15 protein-coding genes are annotated in these 19,112 nt (G+C 68.9%); 9 read left to right on the top strand and 6 right to left on the bottom strand.

Going from position 1 to position 19,112, the window contains the following annotated elements:
* Positions 1-177 precede the first annotated feature (177 nt).
* The 8 genes from LQ938_RS01555 (at position 178) to LQ938_RS01520 (ending at position 11,760) form a co-directional block, all read left to right on the top strand.
* Positions 178-1,563: an ABC transporter substrate-binding protein gene (locus tag LQ938_RS01555; protein WP_223722311.1), complete on the top strand. Its 1,386-nt coding sequence runs from the start codon at positions 178-180 to the stop codon at positions 1,561-1,563.
* Entirely contained in the window at positions 1,560-2,519 is a 960-nt protein-coding gene (locus LQ938_RS01550) for a carbohydrate ABC transporter permease (protein WP_223722310.1), read from the top strand. The genes LQ938_RS01555 and LQ938_RS01550 overlap by 4 nt, the downstream gene beginning before the upstream one ends.
* Positions 2,516-3,439 (top strand): carbohydrate ABC transporter permease, encoded by a 924-nt coding sequence (locus LQ938_RS01545; RefSeq protein ID WP_223722309.1) that lies wholly within the window; start codon positions 2,516-2,518, stop codon positions 3,437-3,439. The genes LQ938_RS01550 and LQ938_RS01545 overlap by 4 nt, the downstream gene beginning before the upstream one ends.
* A 3-nt stretch (positions 3,440-3,442) precedes the next feature.
* On the top strand, positions 3,443-5,221 hold the full coding sequence (locus tag LQ938_RS01540; RefSeq protein ID WP_223722308.1) for a glycoside hydrolase family 3 protein: 1,779 nt from the start codon (positions 3,443-3,445) through the stop codon (positions 5,219-5,221).
* Positions 5,218-8,235 (top strand): alpha-mannosidase, encoded by a 3,018-nt coding sequence (locus tag LQ938_RS01535; RefSeq protein WP_223722307.1) that lies wholly within the window; start codon positions 5,218-5,220, stop codon positions 8,233-8,235. The genes LQ938_RS01540 and LQ938_RS01535 overlap by 4 nt, the downstream gene beginning before the upstream one ends.
* A 22-nt stretch (positions 8,236-8,257) precedes the next feature.
* Positions 8,258-11,131: a polysaccharide lyase family 8 super-sandwich domain-containing protein gene (locus LQ938_RS01530; RefSeq protein WP_223722306.1), complete on the top strand. Its 2,874-nt coding sequence runs from the start codon at positions 8,258-8,260 to the stop codon at positions 11,129-11,131.
* Positions 11,132-11,404: 273 nt separating this feature from the next.
* Entirely contained in the window at positions 11,405-11,584 is a 180-nt protein-coding gene (locus LQ938_RS01525; protein ID WP_223722305.1) for a hypothetical protein, read from the top strand.
* A complete protein-coding gene (locus tag LQ938_RS01520; RefSeq protein ID WP_223722304.1) occupies positions 11,581-11,760 on the top strand; it encodes a hypothetical protein in 180 nt (59 codons plus the stop codon). Before LQ938_RS01525 ends, LQ938_RS01520 begins: the two co-directional genes overlap by 4 nt.
* Here the strand turns inward: LQ938_RS01520 and LQ938_RS01515 are convergent.
* Positions 11,744-13,348, bottom strand: a complete 1,605-nt coding sequence (locus LQ938_RS01515; protein ID WP_223722303.1) for a diacylglycerol kinase family protein — start codon at positions 13,346-13,348, stop codon at positions 11,744-11,746. The genes LQ938_RS01520 and LQ938_RS01515 overlap by 17 nt on opposite strands.
* Positions 13,349-13,586: 238 nt before the next feature.
* Here LQ938_RS01515 and LQ938_RS01510 point away from each other — a divergent pair, with 238 nt between their 5' ends.
* Positions 13,587-15,785: an MMPL family transporter gene (locus LQ938_RS01510; protein WP_223722302.1), complete on the top strand. Its 2,199-nt coding sequence runs from the start codon at positions 13,587-13,589 to the stop codon at positions 15,783-15,785.
* Between the two features lie 81 nt (positions 15,786-15,866).
* On the opposite strand, the gene LQ938_RS01505 is transcribed toward LQ938_RS01510, so the two are convergent.
* The 5 genes from LQ938_RS01505 to LQ938_RS01485 all read right to left on the bottom strand — a co-directional run bounded on the left by LQ938_RS01505 (position 15,867) and on the right by LQ938_RS01485 (position 19,059).
* Positions 15,867-16,532, bottom strand: coding sequence for a response regulator transcription factor (locus tag LQ938_RS01505; protein WP_223722301.1), 666 nt, complete (start codon positions 16,530-16,532; stop codon positions 15,867-15,869).
* Complete coding sequence (locus LQ938_RS01500) at positions 16,529-17,707, bottom strand: sensor histidine kinase (RefSeq protein WP_223722300.1); 1,179 nt, start codon at positions 17,705-17,707, stop codon at positions 16,529-16,531. Before LQ938_RS01500 ends, LQ938_RS01505 begins: the two co-directional genes overlap by 4 nt.
* A gap of 93 nt (positions 17,708-17,800) precedes the next feature.
* Positions 17,801-18,361: a dihydrofolate reductase family protein gene (locus tag LQ938_RS01495; protein ID WP_223722299.1), complete on the bottom strand. Its 561-nt coding sequence runs from the start codon at positions 18,359-18,361 to the stop codon at positions 17,801-17,803.
* A gap of 51 nt (positions 18,362-18,412) precedes the next feature.
* The gene (locus tag LQ938_RS01490) at positions 18,413-18,658 is read right to left on the bottom strand and encodes a helix-turn-helix transcriptional regulator (RefSeq protein WP_308015755.1); all 246 of its coding nucleotides are present in this window, start codon (positions 18,656-18,658) and stop codon (positions 18,413-18,415) included.
* The gene (locus LQ938_RS01485) at positions 18,655-19,059 is read right to left on the bottom strand and encodes a hypothetical protein (RefSeq protein ID WP_223722298.1); all 405 of its coding nucleotides are present in this window, start codon (positions 19,057-19,059) and stop codon (positions 18,655-18,657) included. Before LQ938_RS01485 ends, LQ938_RS01490 begins: the two co-directional genes overlap by 4 nt.
* Between the last annotated feature and the right edge of the window lie 53 nt (positions 19,060-19,112).

Raw genomic sequence — 19,112 nt, 5'->3', positions numbered from 1 at the left:
TATTTGTTTACAAGTTTTAAAGTCACAATTTCTCTTCTGATCCATTTGCTTGTGTTTTGTGCAAGGCGTCCGCATACTGGGCGCAGCGCACGACGGAGTGACCGCGGGTTTCCGATTCCCGCATCCGTCGGCCACCCCCGCGACCGCCATCCGCGGTCGCAACCGAACGGAGGAATCATGCATCAGCGCACCCGATGCGCCCTCGCGGCACTCGTCCTCGTCCCCGTGCTCGCAGGCACTGCCGCCTGCAGCAGCGGCGGAGGCGGAGGCGAAGCGAGCGGTGACGGCGATGGAACGGTCACCATCACCATCATGGGCAAGCCGGCGGCCACGAACACGGCGGCCGTCGCGCTCTTCGAGCGGCAGGTCGCCGCCTTCGAGGAGGCCAACCCCCACATCACCATCGAGGCATCCGACGTGCCGTGGGACGCGAAGACCTTCGCGACGCGCCTGGCCGGCGGAAGCGCACCCACGCTCCTGCGGGTGCCGCTCACCGAACCACCCGCGCTCATCGAGCGCGGCCAGGTCGCCGACATCTCCGATGTCGCCTCCGAACTCGACAGCTTCGACGACCTGAACCCTCGCGTCATGCAGTTCCTGGAGAGCGACGGCGCCGTGTACGGCATCCCGGAGAAGAGCTACGCGTTCGGGCTGGTCTACAACCGCGACCTCTTCGAGCAGGCCGGGCTCGACCCGGACAGCCCCCCGGAGACCTGGGACGAGGTGCGGGAGTACGCCAAGAAGATCTCCGACACGACCGGCAAGACCGGATTCGGTGAGATCAGCACGAACAACAGCGGCGGATGGCACCTCACCGGCTACGACTACAGCTTCGGCGGACGCATGATCGAGCAGGCCTCCGACGGAACCTGGACGGCCGCGTTCAACGACGGCTCCGCACACGACGTGCTCGAGATGTGGAAGGCGATGCGCTGGGAGGACGACTCCCTGGGCGACAACGTGCTCGGCAAGCAGGAAGACCTGGTCGCCGAGTTCACCGCCGGCAACGTCGGCATGTGGGTCACCGCCCCGCCGGACGTCTACCCGAACTATATCGCCGCGGGCGGCGACCCGGATGTCTTCGGTGCCGGCCCCATGCCGCAGGGCGGTGCCGACGCCACACTCGCCGGCGCGACCGTGCTCATGGTGAGCGCCACCGCCACTCAGGCCGAGAAGGAGGCCGCCGTCAAGTGGATCGACTGGCGTGCGCTGCGGCCGAACTACGACCTCGAGGTCGCGGCCGAAACCGCCGAAGCGTCTGCCGCCGACGGCCTGCCGGTCGGGGTTCCGGTCGCGCCGATCTTCAGCGAAGAGGCATACGAGGCCTACCGTGACGCGATCGCGGAGTACGTCAACGTGCCGGTCGAGAACTTCGCGCCCTACGTCGGTTCGCTCGACGCGTTCGAGTACGTGCCGGAGCCCGCGGTCGCCTCGCAGGAGATCTACGCCGCGCTCGACCCGGTGGTGCAGGCGGTGCTCACCGATCCGAACGCCGACATCGACGCACTGCTCGATGACGCCGAGACGCGGGTCAACCAGATCCTGGCTCAGAACGCGTCATGACGATGACGCCCGAACGCCTGCGCGGTGCGACCTCCGGTCGTGCCGCGCAGGCACCCGTCCCGCCCGCGCGGACGCGCCGCGGCGGCACCCGCCGCCAGGCCGCGTGGGCGGGGCTGATCTTCCTCGCCCCGACCCTGATCATCTTCGGGTACTTCGCATGGTGGCCCATCGCGCAGAGCGTGGTGCTCGCCTTCCAGCAGACGAACCTCGTGGATCCCGCCGAATGGGTCGGCTTCCGCAACTTCGAGATCCTGTTCGCCGACCCGCTGCTCAGCCGCGCCGCGCTGAACACGCTCTGGTTCACCGTGCTCTCGCTCGCGATCGGCCTCCCGGTGCCGCTGTTCTGCGCCGTGCTGATGTCGGAGCTCCGCCGCGGCGGCACCCTCGCTCGCGTCCTCGCGTACCTGCCCGTGGTCATCCCGCCCGTGGTCTCGGTCTTGCTGTGGAAGGTGTTCTTCAGCCCCGGCGAATCCGGGGTCATCAACAGCCTGCTCGCCCTCGTCGGGCTCGGCCCGCTCCCCTGGCTGCAGTCCCCCGAGCTGGCGATGCCGAGCCTCGTGATCGTGGCGACCTGGTCGGGCGCCGGCACCGCGATCCTCATCTACCTGGCGGCGCTCACCGGCGTGAGCACCGAGCTCTACGAAGCGGCCGAACTCGACGGCGCGTCCGTCTGGCAGCGCATCGTGCACATCACCCTGCCCCAGATGCGCGGCATCATCCTGGTGCTGCTCCTGCTGCAGATCATCGGCGCCATCCAGGTGTTCACCGAGCCTTACGTGATGACCGACGGCGGGCCCGCGAACGCGACCGTCACGATTCTGCTGATGATCTACCGCTACGCGTTCCTCTTCGGAAACTACGGAGTGGCAACCGCTCTCAGCGTCCTCCTCGCCCTCGTCCTCGTCCTCGTGTCCGCGATCTACCTGCGGCTCACCCGCTCCTGGAGCACCCGATGACCGTCACGACACCGACCCCCCGGCGCACGCGCCCGGCCGCCACGCCGCGCGAACGCGCCATCCTGTCCGGCTTCGATTGGCGTCGCCCGCGCATCTTCGTCGGCTGGCGGGCGATGCACATCGCCCTGTTCGCCGCGCTCATCGCTCTCGGTGCGGTTCCGCTGATCTGGATGCTGCGCGCCGCGATCTCCACGACGACCGACCTGGTGCAGCATCCGCTGAGCCTCATCCCCGATCCCGCGAAATGGGAGAACATCCCCACCGCGTGGACCCTGCTCGACATCGGTCATTACCTCGGCAACACCGTCGTGCTCGTCGGCGGCTCCTGGATCGTCCAGCTGATCGTGTCGGCGACCGCGGGCTTCGCACTCGCAGTCATCCGCCCCTGGTACGGCCGGTTCGTCTACGGCGCGATCCTGCTCACGCTGTTCGTGCCGGGAACCGTCACCCTGATCGCGCTCTATCTCACGGTGCTCGATCTGCCCCTGCTCGGCATCGGCATCACCGATACGCCCTGGGCCGTGTGGCTTCCGGCCGGCGCGAACGCCTTCACCATCCTGCTGGTCAAGCAGTTCTTCGAAGAGATCCCCCGCGACCTGTTCGAAGCGGCGCAGCTCGACGGCGCCGGATGGTTCACGATCTTCTGGCGCATCGTGCTCCCGATGTCGCGCCCCATCCTCGCCGTCGTGTCGCTGCTGTCGATCATGACGGCGTGGAAGGAGTTCCTCTGGCCGCTCATCGTGCTGACCGATCCCATGACCCAGCCGTTGGCGGTGGCCCTGCCCCGACTCGCGCAGGCGACGGATCCGGCCTACCTCATCTCCGGGCTTCTGATCGCGAGCATCCCGCCCATCCTCATCTTCGTGATCTTCCAGCGCTCGATCGTTCGCGGGATCGGCTTCACCGGACTGAAGGGCTGAGGCGTGCGCGATTCGTACCGCGACCCGCGGCAGACGCCCGCCGAGCGCACGACCGACTTGCTCGGTCGCCTCAGCCTGGAGGAGAAGGTCGGGCTGATGTTCCACACCGTGATCGAGTCCGGTCCCGGTGGATCGCTCGTGGAGACGACCGGATCGCTCAGCAAGTCGCCGACGCGCACCGTCGTGCGCGACAAGCACATGAACCACTTCAACGTGCACGGGCTCGGCACCCCTCGCGAGGCCGCGCGCTGGGCCAATGCGCTGCAGCGGCTGGCCGCCGAGACCGAGCACGGCATCCCGGTCACGGTCAGCACAGATCCGCGCCACGCCTTCACCGAGAACGCCGGCGCGTCCTTCGCGGCCCGGGGGTTCTCGCAGTGGCCGGAGCCGCTCGGACTCGCCGCCCTCGATGACGCCGACATCCGCGAGCATGCGCAGATCGCGCGCCGCGAGTACCTCGCCGTCGGCATCCGGATGGCGCTGCACCCGCAGGTCGATCTCGCGAGCGAACCGCGCTGGGGGCGGCAGTTCCAGACGTTCGGCGCGGATGCCGAGCGCACGACCCGCGCTCTCGTCGCGTACCTCGAAGGGTTCCAGGGCCCCGACCTCGGCCCCGATTCGGTCGCGTGCGTCACGAAGCATTTCCCCGGCGGCGGCCCGCAGCAAGACGGCGAGGACGCGCATTTCCCGTACGGCCGGGAGCAGGTGTACCCCGGCGGCGGGTTCGCGCTGCATCTCGCCCCGTTCCGGGCGGCGATCGCCGCGGGCACGGCCGGCATGATGCCCTACTACGGAATGCCGATCGGTCTCGAACTCGACGGCGAGCCCGTCGAGGAAGTGGGCTTCGGCTACAACCGGGCGATCATCACGGGACTGCTGCGAGAGCGGCTCGGCTTCGACGGCGTCGTCGTCACCGACTGGGAGCTGATCCACGACAACGTCGCCCAGGGCCAGGTGCTGCCGGCGAAGGCGTGGGGGGTCGAGCATCTCTCGCCCGCCGAGCGTCTGATCACGGTCATCGACGCCGGGTGCGATCAGTTCGGCGGCGAAGAATGCACCGACCTGCTCGTCGACCTCGTGCGCACCGGACACATCACCGAGGGGCGGATCGACGTCTCCGCGCGGCGCCTGCTCGAGCTGAAGTTCCGCCTCGGACTCTTCGACGATCCGTACGTCGATGAGGATGCCGCGGAGCGGATCGTCGGCTCGCCCGCGCACAGCGACGCGGGTTTCCGTGCCCAGGCCGCATCCGTGACCGTCCTGCGAGACGAAGGCCCGCTGCTCCCCCTGCGTCCAAACGAGGGGAGACGCGTGTACGTCGAAGGGATGTCGGCCGCGGCGGCGGCGGAGCTCGGCACGGTCGTCGGCCGGGCCGAAGACGCCGACCTCGCGATCGTCCGCCTGCCCACGCCGTTCGAGCCGCGCGACGATCTGCTCTTCGAGTCGCTCTTCCATCAGGGGTCGCTGGAGTACCGGCCGGGTCTCGTGGCGCGGCTGCGGGGGATCGCTGCCGTCACCACACTCATCGTGGATGCGGGACTCGAACGGCCCGCCATTCTCACGCCGATCCTGCCGCTCGCGACGGTGCTCGTCGGCACGTACGGCACGAGCGACGCGGCCCTCGTCGCGGCGCTGACGGGCCGCATCCGTCCGCGTGGTCGCCTGCCCTTCGAGATCCCGCGGAGCATGGATGCGGTGCGGGTCTCGCACGAAGACATTCCGAACGACACCGCCGACCCGCTGTTTCCCGCCGGCTTCCGATGGAGCGGAGCGTCGGAGTGAGCGTCCGCGACAGGCTGACCCGGTTCGTGGCGGAGACCCTTCGCGAGGCCGCGATCGTGCACACGGCGCCCGTGGCGATGACGGCCTGGCCCGTGCCCGGCGAGCCGGTGCCCTTCGCGGTCGCACGCGCCCAGGACTTCGCCGCGTTCTCGGTCGGAGACCGCTGGGGGCGCGCGTGGAGCACGCTCTGGGTGCAGGTGCACGGTGACGTTCCGCCGGACTGGGTGCGCGATGCGCACCGCCGGGTCGAGCTGGTGGTCGACCTCGGGTTCCACGATCTCGCCCCCGGGTTCCAGGCGGAGGCCCTCGCCTTCCGCCCCGACGGCACCGTGATCAAGGGCATCTCGCCGCGGAACGCGTGGTTGCCGGTCGACGGTGACCATCTCGACGCGTACCTGGAGCTCGCCGCGAACCCCACCATCCCCCCGGAGTCGCACTGGCGCCCGACGGCGCTCGGCGCGCCCTCCGCACCGGATGCTCCGCCGCTCTACCGGCTCGAGCGGATGGAACTCGCGCTGATCGACGCGCGCGCGGAAGATCTGCTCCGCGACATCGACGTGCTCGCCGGTCTCGCCGAGCAGCTCCCCCCGGGCACACCCCGCGCCGCCCGGATCTGGCAGGCGCTGGACCGGATGCTGGACGCCATCGACCCGGACGACCTCTTCGGGTCGATCGAGTCCGCGCACGCGGTGCTCGCCCCCGCGCTGGCCGCCCCGGCGGCGGCGAGCGCCCACACGATCGTCGCCACCGGCCACGCGCACATCGACTCCGCGTGGCTGTGGCCGGTGCGCGAGACCATCCGCAAGTGCGCCCGGACGTTCTCGAACGTGCTCGACCTGCTCGAGCGGCACCCCGACCTCCGCTTCTCCTGCTCCTCGGCGCAGCAGCTCGCGTGGGTCGAGGAGCACTATCCCGACCTCTTCGCCCGCATCCGGGACCAGGTGCGCGCCGGACGCTTCGTGCTCGTCGGCGGGCAGTGGGTCGAACCCGACACGAACCTCCCCGGTGGTGAGGCGACTGCACGTCAGCTGATCGTCGGCAAGCTCTGGTTCCTGGAGAAGTTCGGCGTCGAGACCACCGAGGTGTGGCTGCCCGACACGTTCGGTTACAGCGCGGCGCTGCCCCAGATCGTGCGACTGTCGGGCTCCGACTGGTTCATGACGCAGAAGATCTCGTGGAATCAGACCAACCGGATGCCGCATCACTCCTTCTGGTGGGAGGGCATCGACGGCACTCGCGTGTTCACCCACTTCCCCCCGATCGAGACCTACAACGCGGAGCTCTCTCCCGCCGAACTCGCACACGCCGAGCGGACGTTCCTCGATCACGGCACGGGAACGGTCTCGCTCGCACCGTTCGGTTGGGGCGACGGCGGCGGCGGGCCGACCCGCGAGATGGTGGCATCCGCCCACCGGCAGGCCGACCTCGAGGGCTCGCCGCGCGTGGTCCTGGGGACACCGCGGGACTTCTACGAGCGCGCCGCCAGCGAGAACCCCGCACTGCCGGTGTGGTCGGGCGAGATGTATCTCGAGCTGCATCGCGGCACGTTGACCAGCCAACTGCGCACCAAGCAGGGCAACCGGCGTGTGGAGCGGATGCTGCACGAGGCCGAGCTGTGGGCCACCACCGCCGCGGTCCGCGCCGAGCTGCCGTATCCGCTCGAGGCGCTGCAGCGCGCGTGGCAGCGGACGCTGCTGCTGCAGTTCCACGACATCCTCCCCGGCAGTTCGATCGCGTGGGTGCACCGGGAGGCCGAGGCCGACCACGCGCGGTTGCAGGGCGAGCTGGACGAGATCGTCCGCACGAGCATCGCCGCGCTCACCGGCCACGGCGACCTCGCGTTGACCGCAAACTCGGCGCCGCTCGGGATCGCGGGAGTGCCCGCGGGAGCGATCGATGCGCCGGCCGCGATCGGGGCGCCGGTCACCCTCGTGCCCGCGGGCGACGACGGATGGATCCTCGACAACGGGCTCGTGCGAGCCGAGGTGGACGGCGACGGCCTGCTGCGGTCTCTGCGCGACGCCTCCGGCCGCGAGGCGATCGCCCCCGGGGCACGCGCGGGTCGCCTGCTGGTTCACCCCGATCACCCCGACAAGTGGGATGCCTGGGACATCGACCGCCACTATCGCGCGCGAGCGGTCGATCTCGGGCACGCCGACGAGGTCACCGCGGAGGTGGTCAGTGAGGTCGCGCAGATCCGGGCGACCCGATCGACCGGGGCCTCGACCATCGTGCAGACCGTGAGCCTCCGGCCCGGCAGTGGCGCCGTCGACGTGACGCTGCACGTGGACTGGCAGGAGCGGCATCGCCTGCTCCGGATGTACGTGCCCCTCGACGTGCACGCCGACCGCTCGAGCGCCGAGATCCAGTTCGGTCATCTCGAGCGACCCACCCACAGCAACACCTCGTGGGACGCGGCGCGGTTCGAGATCGTGGCGCAACGGTGGATCCACGTCGGCGAGCCGGGATACGGCGTCGCGATCGCGAACGACTCGACCTACGGGCACTCCGTCGAACGCGAGACGCGCCCCGACGGCGGCACGACGACGACCGTCGGCCTGTCGGTGCTGCGCGCTCCGACATTCCCCGACCCGGACGCCGACCGCGGCACGCACGACATCGCCTTCGCCATCCGACCGGGTGCGGGCCTCCGCGAGGCGGCCGAGGAGGGGCATCGTCTGGACGGCGGCGTGCGCCGGGTGCGCGGCGCACAGGCGGTCGCGCCGCTGATCCGCTCGACCGATCCCGACGTGCGGGTCGAGACGGTGAAGCTCGCCGAGGACGGCTCGGGCGACGTGATCGTGCGCCTGTACGAGGCATCCGGGGGCCGCCGCACCACGGCGCTGCACATCGATGTTCCCGGGGCGCGCGTGCACGAAGTGGACCTGCTCGAGCGCACGATCGTCGGCGGCCGCCAGTTCGCGTCGGGCGACGGCATCATCCTCACCCTGCGTCCCTTCGAGATTCTCACCCTGCGCTGCGCACGGCGCGCAACGCACCTTCCCTCCCCCTGACCCTCAGCGATTAAGGACAACGATGTTCGGTACTTCGATGGTGTTCGGTACTTCGATGCGGCGGGCGACGGGCTGGACCGTCGCGCTCGCGATGATCACGGGAGGCCTCGTGCTCCACCCCTCCGACGCACGCGCAGAATCCGCACCGGTCGCGGCGCTCGAGACCGCGCCGCGCACCGTGACGACGGCGACCGAGTTCGACGGCCTACGGCAGAAGTACGCCACCATGCTGTCGGGCGGCCAGACGTTCGACGGGTCCGACCCGGATATCTCCGCCCGCGTCGCGAGCATCACGGCATCCGGTCAGCAGTACTGGGATTCGATGAAGAAGAACGCCGACCGGAACCGGCTCTGGGACGACTCGCCCTTCGGGAACGATTCGGCGAGCGCGACGCGCACCTACCAGCACCTTCGCGACATGGCCCTCGCGTATGTGACCCAGGGCTCCGCCCTGCAGGGGAGCGCTCAGCTGCGGGCCGACCTCATCGGCGCGCTGGACTGGATGAATGCGAACGTCTACTACAACGGCGCCACCCTGTACCAGAACTGGTGGCACTGGCAGATCGGAGCGCCGCTGGCGCTGAACGACATCGTCGCGCTGATCTACAGCGACCTGACCAGCACCCAGGTGTCGAACTACATGGCCGCCATCTCCTACGCCCAGCCGACGGTCGCCATGACCGGCGCCAATCGGCTGTGGGAGAGCCAGGTGATCGCGATCTCCGGAATCAACGCACAGGATGCCGCACGCGTCGCCGCGGGTCGGGACGGCCTGAGCGCTCTCTTCCCGTACGTCACGACGGGTGACGGCTTCTACGCGGATGGATCCTTCGTCCAGCACAATTTCTACGCCTACAACGGCGGATACGGCGCCTCCCTCCTCTCCGGGATCGCCGACCTCATGTACCTGCTCGACGGCTCCACGTGGGATGTGGTCGACCCGAACAGCGCCCATGTGATCGAGTGGGTGTACGACGCCTACGAACCGTTCATCTACAAAGGCAACCTGATGGACATGGTGCGCGGCCGCGAGGTGAGCCGCTTCGGCGCGCAGGACGACGCGGCAGCGGTGTCGGTGCTGGCCTCCATCTCGCGACTGTCCGAGATCGCTCCCGCCGCGGACGCCGCAGCGTTCCGGAGCATGGTCAAGGCGTGGCTGTCGGTGGATGCGGACAAGACGTTCCTCTCGACGGTGCCGGTGGACCTCATCGTGTTCGCCAAGGGCATTCTGGGCGATGCTTCCGTGCCGGTGCGCGATGAGCTCGTGACGAATCGCCAGTTCACCGGTATGGATCGCACGGTTCATCTGCGACCGGGGTACGGGTTCGGCATCAGCATGGCCTCGAGCCGGATCGGCGGCTACGAAGCCATCAACTCGGAGAACGCGAAGGGCTGGCACACCGGCGACGGGATGACCTTCCTCTACAACAACGACCTCAGCCAGTTCCACGACGGCTTCTGGCCGACCGTCGACAGCTACCGTCTCCCGGGAACGACGGTTCTGAAGAACACGACCCAGCCCGCGAACAGCCGCACCGACAAGTCCTGGGTCGGCGGCGCGAGCATCCTCGACCGCTACGGCGTCACCGGCATGGATTTGCACCCGGTCGGACGCACGCTGGAGGGCAAGAAGTCGTGGTTCATGTTCGACGACGAGATCGTCGCGCTGGGCGCGGGGATCACGAGTACCGACGGGATCGGTACCGAGACGATCGTCGAGAACCGCAAGCTGAACACCGCGGGCGACAATGCGCTGTCGATCAACGGCGCCGCAAGGCCGTCCACGCTCGGCTGGACGGAGACCGCGGCCGGGGTGAACACCGCGCATCTCGCGGGGAGCGTTCCCGGCTCCGACATCGGCTACTACTTCCCGGGCGGCGCGACGGTGAAGGGTTTGCGCGAGCAGCGCACCGGAAACTGGAAGCAGCTCAACTCCTCATCGGAGTGGGCGAACACCACGCCGATCACTCGGAACTTCCTCTCGCTCGCGGTGGACCAGGGGACGAACCCGACCAACGCGGCGTACTCCTACGTCCTGCTCCCCGGCAAGACGAGTGCACAGGTGAGCGGCTACGCCGCGGCCCCCGACATCAGCATCCTCGAGAACTCCGCGTCCGTGCAGGCGGTGCGCGAGAACGACCTGAACGTCACCGGGATCAACTTCTGGAAGGACGAGTCGACATCCGCCGGCGGTGTCACATCCGACAAGAAGGCGTCGGTCATGCTGAGCTCCACTGCCGATAGCGTGGAACTGTCCGTCGCCGATCCCACGCAGAAGAACGCCGGGCACATCTACCTCAGCCTGGACTCGGCGGCGACGGGGCTCATCTCGAAGGACCCCGAGGTCACGGTGCTGCAGTACACACCGACGATCGAGCTGAAGATTAACGTGAACAACGCGCGGGGCAAAGACTTCAACGTGAAGTTCTCGCTCGGGGGCGCTCAGCAACCCAACCCCGCGCCGATCGCGGTGCCGAGCGTCTACGAGGCCGAGACGCTGCCCGTCAGCTCCCTCAGCGATTCCGTCTCGCTCTACAACGACACGAACGCGAGCGGCGGAAAGAAGCTGGGCGTCAACAACAACGCGGTCGGCGACTACATCGAGTTCAGCGTCGATGTGCCGCAGGCCGGCACGTACGACATCGGGGCCCGCGCCTTCAAGTCGGGAGGAACGGGCATCTCCCAGCTGTCCGTCAACGGAACGAACACCGGAAGCCCGCAGGACTTCTTCTGGAACACGACCGCCGCCCAGAAGGACCTGACCTTCGGTGCGTACACGTTCCCCGCGCCCGGGAGCTATCTGGTGAGACTGACGACGACCGGCAAGAACAGCAGCGCCTCGGGGTACAAGTTAATGCTGGACTACCTGACGCTGGTCCCGGCGCCGGGGAGCTGAGGGTCGGGCGGCGGGCGGCGGGCCGGCGGGTCGGGCGGTCGCGAGCGGCGGGAACCCGGCCCGAAGCGAGGATATCTGCCGAAGCGAGGAGGGAAACGAGGGATGCGGTCCTCGCTCCGGCAGATCTCCTCGCCCGGGCCGAGGGCCGAGGGCCGAGGGAGCTCCGCATCTACTCCATCTGGATGACATCGCTTCATCCCCCGGCACGACGACAGGAGCGGGCGGCGCGAGGAGGCTGGAAACCATCATCGGCCACCCGATCAAGGAGTCCTCATGCCGAAAGCCGCCCGCCCCTCGACCCCCTCCGCCGACGCACCTCGCCTGGGCGACCCCGCCTACAGCCTGCTCGGGCTCGCCGCGGGCACGCTGCTGCAGGTGGGAACGCTGGCCACCGCGTACGTGAGCACCTTCACCCTCGCCTCGCGCAGCGACGCCCTCGGCGGTGTCGCGTGAGCGTCGCCGCACTCGCGGGCCGCACCCGGACCGCGCTGTCGGATGTCGTCGACATCGGCGCGATGGTCGTGAGCGGGGTCGTGATGGTCGGGATCTTCCTCGCCTCGCAGGTCGTCCGCGAGGTCGCCGACTCCGCCGAACGCCACCGAGTCCCTGCCGTCAGTGCGGGCTCATGACGAGAAGCGCCGCCGGCTGCACCTGCGCCCGGAATGTCTGCGCCAGGCCCGCCGTGTCGCCGTCGAGCTGGTAAGCGACCGGGCGATCGAGCACCACTTCCACCCGCTCGCCGCTGAGGCGCCGGAGCGGCGCGTCGGGGGCGTCCTTCCGACGCACACCGAGCACGAGACGCAGCAGCCCCCTCGCCCCGCCTCCGCCCGCGGCGATCAGAACGTGAAGCGCGCCATCATCCGGCTCCGCCGCCGGAATGAGCGCCAACCCGCCCTGTAAACGACCCACGTTCCCCACCAGCACCATGACGGAGTCGCCGTCGTGGACGCGTTGCCCGTCGATCGTCACGGTCGCCCGGAAGGGCCGCATCCGCATCTGCTGCACCGCCGCGACGACGTACGCGCCGCCCTTGATGAACTTCTTCAGTCGAGCGCTCGTGTCGCGCATGATCTGCGCATCCAGCCCGACCCCCGCCATGACCGCGAACGGCGTGTCGACACCGTCGACGTTCCAGTGCACCAGGTCGATCGACCGCGCTCGCCCGTGCAGCGCGAGGTCGAGCGCCTCATCCTCGTCGAGCGAGATTCGGAGGTTGCGGCCGAGAAGGTTTCCGGTGCCGGCAGGAATCAGGGCAACGGGCACACCGGAGCCGGCCAGCTCGGCGCACACGGTACGCGCCGTCCCATCGCCGCCCGCCACGAGCACGCGGTCCACCCCCTGTGCGAGCGCGTACTGCGCCATCGCTTTCCCGGGGTCGTCCTGCCGCGTCTCGATCCACAGCGGCGGTTCCCATCCGCTGCGCGCCAGCGCGAACTGAACGCGCCGGCGGAAGAGGTCCAGGTCGAGGATCTTCGTCGGGTTGTAGATCACGGCCGCTTTGCCGCCCGACTCCGCGGGAAGCTCGCGAAGACGCCAGGCGCGACCGATCGCCTCGACCCCGCTGACCCACAGCGCGCCGGTCGCGATGCTGGTGCCGAGCAGCACGCCGCCGATCAGGTCCGTGAGGCGGTCGGTGCCCATCGCCCACATGCTCGTTCCCACGAGCGCGACGAACAGCATCCCGAGCGCTCGCCGGCGACGCTGCGAGCGCGGCGACCGGCGTTCCGCGTTCGCGAGGGTCACCGCCACCCACGTCAGCACGGTCGCGCCGACGATGTGCCCGGAAGGGTATGCCGACCCCCACGCCGACACGGAGTCCGCGAAGTCCGACACCGGATGCGGCCTGCCGATCATCGCGCGCTGCACGTCCCAGAGCACCAGCCCCACCGCGGCGATCGTCAGGGCGAGTGCAAGCCGCCGCTGCCGCTGGCGAAGCGCGTTCAGCGCCGCGACCGCAGTGACGAGAAGGACGACGTACGGATGCGTCACCAGGGCGAACGCCTCGACCGCCTGCCCGGGTGCGGTGCGAGGCTCGAGCGGCGGCGTCTGGATCAGGGCGTCGATGGGAGCCGCCATCCCGGTCACGACGGCGCCCGTCCACACGGTGTACACGGCGAAGGCGCAGAGGAACCACACCAGCTCGGTCTTGCGACGAGATCTCGACGTCGTCACTTCGGTGAACTCCGCGGGGCGGAGGTCGGAGGGGCTTCCGGTCACGATGCGCTGCCTTCTGTGGAGCTCGCCGTGGCGCGATCTGCGCCGGGGATCTCGAGCTGTTCCAGATTTCCTTGCGACCGTCACGCGGGCGTGCACCTGACGGATCGATCGGTCTGCTGCATCCGCAGTACGGCTACTTCATTTGCAGTAGTCGGGCCGGTCCGTCCGCACGATTGCCCCGAGCGCCATCCCGGGGATTCTGGAGCTCGACCTCATTTCTCGACCTCGAAGGACCCTCATGTCTACGTTCTTGTCTCACGTCGGGCGCTTCAGCGCTCGGTTCCGATGGGTGGTGGTGATCGCCTGGCTGGTGGTGTTCGCCGCACTCATCGGTGTCTTCGCGATCGGCAGCAGCTCGGGTTCCGGTGATACCGCCGAGACCTCGATCCCGGATTCCGCGGCGTCGCTCGCGCTCGAGCGGATGAACGACGAGTTCCCCGCCGCGGCTTCGACCGGCGCGAGCCTTCAGCTGGTCTTCGCCCCCGAGAACGGCGATGTCACCGACGTGGCGACCGCCGCCGAGATCGAGGCGTTCCTCGCGGATGCAGCGAACCTCCCCGGTGTGCAGGCGGTGACCGATCCGCTGGATGCGGCGCAGCCCTACATCTCCGAAGACCTGACCCTCGCGGTGTCGACGATCACGTACGGCGACCTCAGCGCCGACCAGCAGATCGAGTACTACGACGCTGCGCTCGCGCTGCAGGAGAACGCTCCGCCGGCCCTGGGTGTCGAACTCGGCGGCAACCTCGTTCCCCTCGGCGCACCCGAACCAGGAATCGGTGAAGGCGTCGGCGTGCTCGTCGCGTTCCTCGTCCTCGCGCTCACCTTCGGTTCCCTGCTCGCCGCCGGCGCCAATCTCCTGATCGCCGCATTCGGTGTCGGCGTCGGGCTCATGGGCATCCTCGCCTTCGGCTCCATCGTGCCGATCAGCGACAACAGCATCATCCTCGCCGCCATGCTCGGGCTCGCCGTCGGCATCGACTACAGCCTGTTCATCCTGTCGAGGTTCCGAAACGAACTCCGCGGTGGGCGGAGCGTGGATGACGCGATCGCCCGGGCAACGGGAACTGCCGGCACCGCTGTGGTCTTCGCGGGCCTCACCGTGATCGTCGCCCTCGTGGCGCTCCTCGTCGCAAACCTCAGCTTCATCACCGAGATGGGAATGGCCGCCGCCTTCGGCGTGCTCATTGCGGTGCTGCTCGCACTCACCCTGTTGCCGGCGCTCATGAGGTTCCTCGGCGTCCGCGCGCTGTCCCGGAAGCAGCGCAAGGCACTCGAACGGGGCGAACTCTGGAACGAGGGGCAGAAGCAGAAGCGCGGGATCATGCGCGGATGGGGCAGCGTCGTCGTCAACCGTCCATTCATCTCGCTGCTCACCGGCGTGCTGGTTCTCGTCGTGGTCGCGTTGCCACTGCTCAGTATGAAGACGGCCTTCAACGTCCCCGGCGGCGCTGACCCGGCGTCGACGGAACGTGCGGCATACAACCTGGTGCTCGACGAGTTCGGCGGCGTGCAGAGCCCGCTCATCGTGCTGGCCGAAGGCGACGATGTCGCGTCGTCGACGGCGACCATCGAGTCGGACCTCGCCGCGCTCGACGGTGTGCAGCGGGTCATCCCGGCGGAGCTCAGCGCTGACGGCACCTTCGCTCGGATCATCGTGATCCCCGAGGGCGGCCCGATCGACGACTCCACCAAAGACATCGTGCACAGCGTGCGCGACAACGCCGACGCCCAACCCGGCGTCCACCTGGAGGTCACCGGCGAGACGGCGATCGGCATCGATCAGGACGCGCAGTTGATGGAGGCGCTGATCAAATACATCATCGTGATCGTCGTCATCTCGATCATCCTGCTGATCGTGCTGTTCCGGTCGCTCCTCATCCCGGTGATCGCGACCCTCGGGTTCCTCCTCTCGGTCGGCGCGTCGTTCGGCGCTTCGGTGGCCGTGTTCCAGTGGGGATGGCTGGACCCGCTCATCGCCGCCCCGCAGGGCGATCCGATGCTGAGCCTGCTGCCGCTCCTGCTGGTGGGAGTGCTGTTCGGCCTCGCGATGGATTACCAGGTGTTCCTCGTCTCGAGGATCCAGGAGATGCACCGCAAGGGCATGGACCCGAAGGCCGCGATTCGCGAAGGATTCGCGCGCTCCGGGCCCGTCCTCGTGGCGGCCGCGACGATCATGATCGTGGTGTTCGCCGGGTTCGCCACCAGCACGTTCGCGATCGGCGCATCCATCGCCTTCGGGCTGATGGTCGGTGTCGCCGCCGATGCGTTCATCGTGCGACTCGTGCTGATGCCGGCGCTTCTCTCGCTGCTCGGCAAGGCCGCCTGGTACCTCCCGAAGTGGCTCGACCGGATCCTCCCGGACGTCGACGTCGAGGGGCATTCCCTCGACGCGAAGGAGAAGAACGAGGAGAAGGAGCCGATCCTCGTCGGCTGACACCCTCCGAAGAACGGGGCCGTCGCCGCTTAGGCGACGGCCCCATTCTCGGTATGCGGATGGTGCACCCGCGCCCCGCGTCTACTGGTCGGCGGCGAGTCCCGCGCGGTACGCGAAGGCCACGAGTTGCGCCCGGTCACGGGCGCCGACCTTGGTCATCGCCCGGTTGGCGTGCGTCTTCACGGTGAAGGGCGACACGAACATCTCCGCCGCGATCTCATCGTTCGACGATCCCCGGGTCGCCGCGACCACCACCGCGCGCTCGCGAGGGGTGAGCGTCTCGAACTTCTGAGCGAGCGTCTCGTCCACGCGCTGCACGGGCGCCTCGGCCACCCGGCTGATCGCGGCAGCGGCAGCGGAGGCCGAGAGCGCGCCGCCGCCCGACATCACGTCGGTGATGGCGGCGATGAGCTCGACCGGTCCGACGCCCTTGCCGAGGAAGCCGTTGGCGCCCGCGCTGAGCGCGGCGTAGACGTTCTCGTCGTGCTCGAAGGTCGTGAGGATGATGACGCGAACCGCATCCGGCCCGTGGGTTCGGCGGATGCGGGCGGTCGCCTCGACCCCGTCGATCCCCGGCATCCGAATGTCCATGAGCACGACGTCGATGGGCGTCTTCGCGAGCAGATCGAGGGCGACGAAGGCGTCCGCCGCATCCGCCACGACCTCGATCTCGGGGCTCGAGGAGATGATCGTGCGCAGGCCCGCGCGGATCATCTCCTGGTCGTCGACGATCAGCACCCGGATCATTCCGCGCTCCCCGTGGTCGGTAGTTCGACGTGCACGCGGAAGCGCGTCCCCGTCTGTGTGATCTCGATCGTGCCGCCGGCGGAGTGCGCGCGCTCGCGCATACCGACGAGCCCGTAACCCGTGCGCGCGTCGGCGGCGAATGCGACCGCGGCGCGACTGTTCTCGACGTCGATGATCACCCGATCGCCCTGGCTCGTGACGGCCACACGAGCCGCACCGGTCCCGTACTTGCCGGCGTTGGTGAGCGCTTCCTGGACGATCCGGTAGGCCGCCGAGGACACGTCCGCGTCGAGCTCTGGGAGATCCCCCGCGACGTGCGCGTCGATCGGCGCGCCCGCGTTCGCCATCCGCTCGACCAGGGCCGGGATGTACTCGACGAGCGCCAACTCGGAGCGGCGATCGGCGTCACCGCCGGCGTCCCGAAGGAGGTCGAGGATCTGCTGCGTCTCCTGGAGCGTGCGCTGCAGCCCCTCCCGCGCCGACGTGAGCGCGGCTCGCGCGCCGTCCGCCTCCGCGGGGAGCGAGATCTCCGCGACCCCGACGTTGATGTTCACGACCGCGAGCTCGTGGCCGATGATGTCGTGCAGATCGCGGGCGATCCGCATCCGCTCGTCCGTCACGGCTCGGCGCAGCTCCCCCGCCTGGGTCGCCGCCAGGTCCGCGGCCCGCTGGCGCGCCGCATCCCACGACTCCGACTGCAGCCGGATGACGCTGCCCGCCGCGGCGGCGGCCACACAGAACGTCGCGGCCACGAGAGCCGGGGGCGACTCGAAGTCTCCCCCGTCGCGGATGACCAGCACGATGTACAGCACGGCTGCGCTCATCCCGGCCGCGAGCAGAACCCGACCGGCCTGCTTCGCGAACAAGAACATCGCGAAGACGGTGACCGTCCACACCCCGACGAACTCCACGGCGAGCAATGCGCAGACGGCGCTTCCGGCGGTCGTCAGTGCGAGCCCCACCCACCGTGCCCGGAACAAGACCAACAGGCCCATGCCCGACAGCAGAAGCCCGACGTATCCGAACGACCACTCCCGACTGATCAGCATGATCGAGAACTCCGTGACGAGGGCGGCGATCGCCGCACCCATCAGGATGATGTTCAGCAGCGGACCGCGCAGGAACCACGGCTGCCGGGGCCACTCGACATCCGGGGGATGGGGTTCGGCGTGCATCGCCCCATCATCCGGCATCCGGGTGTGTGCGGGGGCTTCCCTAGCCGTGGCGTGTACGCGAGGCCGGTCGTCGCGGCGACCTCCGCCTCCACGTCAGCGGCGCGCGACGTCGTATGTCACTCGCACGAGTCCGTCGCCGGCTGTTGAGTGGTGGCCGCGGAGGGGGAGCAGAACGTCGCGGTCAAGCTCTCCAAAGAGGCGAGTTCCGCGGCCGAGCAGCACCGGGGCGATCGACACGGTGATCTCATCGACGAGGCCCGCCGAGAGGAACGACTGGATGGTTCGACCGCCGTCGACATAGACGCGCTCGGCGTCGATCCTCGAGAGCGCGGCGCTCGCCTCGTCGACGGACCGCACGATCTGGGCGTGGTCGCTGGCGTCGAGGGTCGTGCTGAGCACGATGACGTTCTTCCCCTCGAACGGCCATTCATCGAAGCCCGACACCGTGTCGTACGTCGCCCGTCCGATGACGAGGGCGTCGACCGAGGGGAAGAACGTCTCCCAGACCAGTGCCGGATGCGTCCCCTCTTCGGTCCTGTGTTCCCGCGGCTCCGGGTCGGTCAGCCAGGCGAGGTCCCCGTCGGGGCCCGCGATGTAGCCGTCCAGGCTCGTTCCGATGAAGACGCATCCGCGCCAGGTGCGTTCCTCTGTCATGTTCGATCCTCTCAGGCGTCGGGGAATGGGTAATCGGCCGCCGCCGACTGATCACGGCAGTGTCGCCGGCCGCGGTTCTGTCCGGACGAGGGCGAGGTCCTCCGGATCGGCCGTGAAGATGTCTTCGACCGCCTGCCCGAACACCGCCGACAGACGCAACGCGATCTTCAACGTCGGCTCGTACCGGCCGTTCTCCAATGACACCACGGTCTGGCGTGACACGTTGATCCGGTGCGCGAGCTCGGCCTGACTCCAGCGGCGCTCGGCGCGCAGCGCGGGCAGGCGGTTGGCAATCACGCCTCGCCCTCGCCCCAACGACCCCAGGCGAACGCGACCATCCACACCGCACCCGCCGCCGCCGCGGGCACGGCTGCGGTCACCCGCGGGAGCCCGACCGCGGCCTCCAGCAGCGAGTACGCGAACCCCGCAACCACGATGATCACGACCGTGACCATCGAGGCACGCGCCGCGTCCTGACGCTCCACGCCCTCGGTATCGCCGCGAAGCAATGCACGCAGCGTCGTCGCCACGAGAAGCACCAGGCCCGCGATCGCGATCGCGATCACAGCAAGCGCCCATCCCGCCCACGCCGGCAGAACCCCCTGCGCGTGCAACACACCTGCGGCAACCGCGCCGGCGAAGAACACGACCGTCCCCGTGACGACCGCGGCCCGCTCCCGTTTACTGAAATCTGTCATGACTCAAAAGTAAAGCTTCCTTGTCTTTATGGCAAGTAAACTTGTCATAGAAC

It is taken from the genome of Microbacterium sp. cx-55, assembly GCF_021117345.1.
Taxonomy (GTDB): domain Bacteria; phylum Actinomycetota; class Actinomycetes; order Actinomycetales; family Microbacteriaceae; genus Microbacterium.
The sequence above is the reverse complement of the archived record's forward strand: the minus strand, read 5'-3'. Positions and strand labels throughout refer to the sequence as shown.

What these genes read in the sequence shown, in the direction of transcription:
- LQ938_RS01550 (WP_223722310.1), top strand. Translation starts at nt 1,560, where the DNA reads ATGACGATGACGCCCGAACGCCTGCGCGGTGCGACCTCCGGTCGTGCC.
- LQ938_RS01485 (WP_223722298.1), bottom strand. Translation starts at nt 19,059, where the DNA reads ATGACAGATTTCAGTAAACGGGAGCGGGCCGCGGTCGTCACGGGGACG.
- LQ938_RS01525 (WP_223722305.1), top strand. Translation starts at nt 11,405, where the DNA reads ATGCCGAAAGCCGCCCGCCCCTCGACCCCCTCCGCCGACGCACCTCGC.
- LQ938_RS01545 (WP_223722309.1), top strand. Translation starts at nt 2,516, where the DNA reads ATGACCGTCACGACACCGACCCCCCGGCGCACGCGCCCGGCCGCCACG.
- LQ938_RS01510 (WP_223722302.1), top strand. Translation starts at nt 13,587, where the DNA reads ATGTCTACGTTCTTGTCTCACGTCGGGCGCTTCAGCGCTCGGTTCCGA.
- LQ938_RS01530 (WP_223722306.1), top strand. Translation starts at nt 8,258, where the DNA reads ATGTTCGGTACTTCGATGGTGTTCGGTACTTCGATGCGGCGGGCGACG.
- LQ938_RS01500 (WP_223722300.1), bottom strand. Translation starts at nt 17,707, where the DNA reads ATGCACGCCGAACCCCATCCCCCGGATGTCGAGTGGCCCCGGCAGCCG.
- LQ938_RS01495 (WP_223722299.1), bottom strand. Translation starts at nt 18,361, where the DNA reads ATGACAGAGGAACGCACCTGGCGCGGATGCGTCTTCATCGGAACGAGC.
- LQ938_RS01555 (WP_223722311.1), top strand. Translation starts at nt 178, where the DNA reads ATGCATCAGCGCACCCGATGCGCCCTCGCGGCACTCGTCCTCGTCCCC.
- LQ938_RS01505 (WP_223722301.1), bottom strand. Translation starts at nt 16,532, where the DNA reads ATGATCCGGGTGCTGATCGTCGACGACCAGGAGATGATCCGCGCGGGC.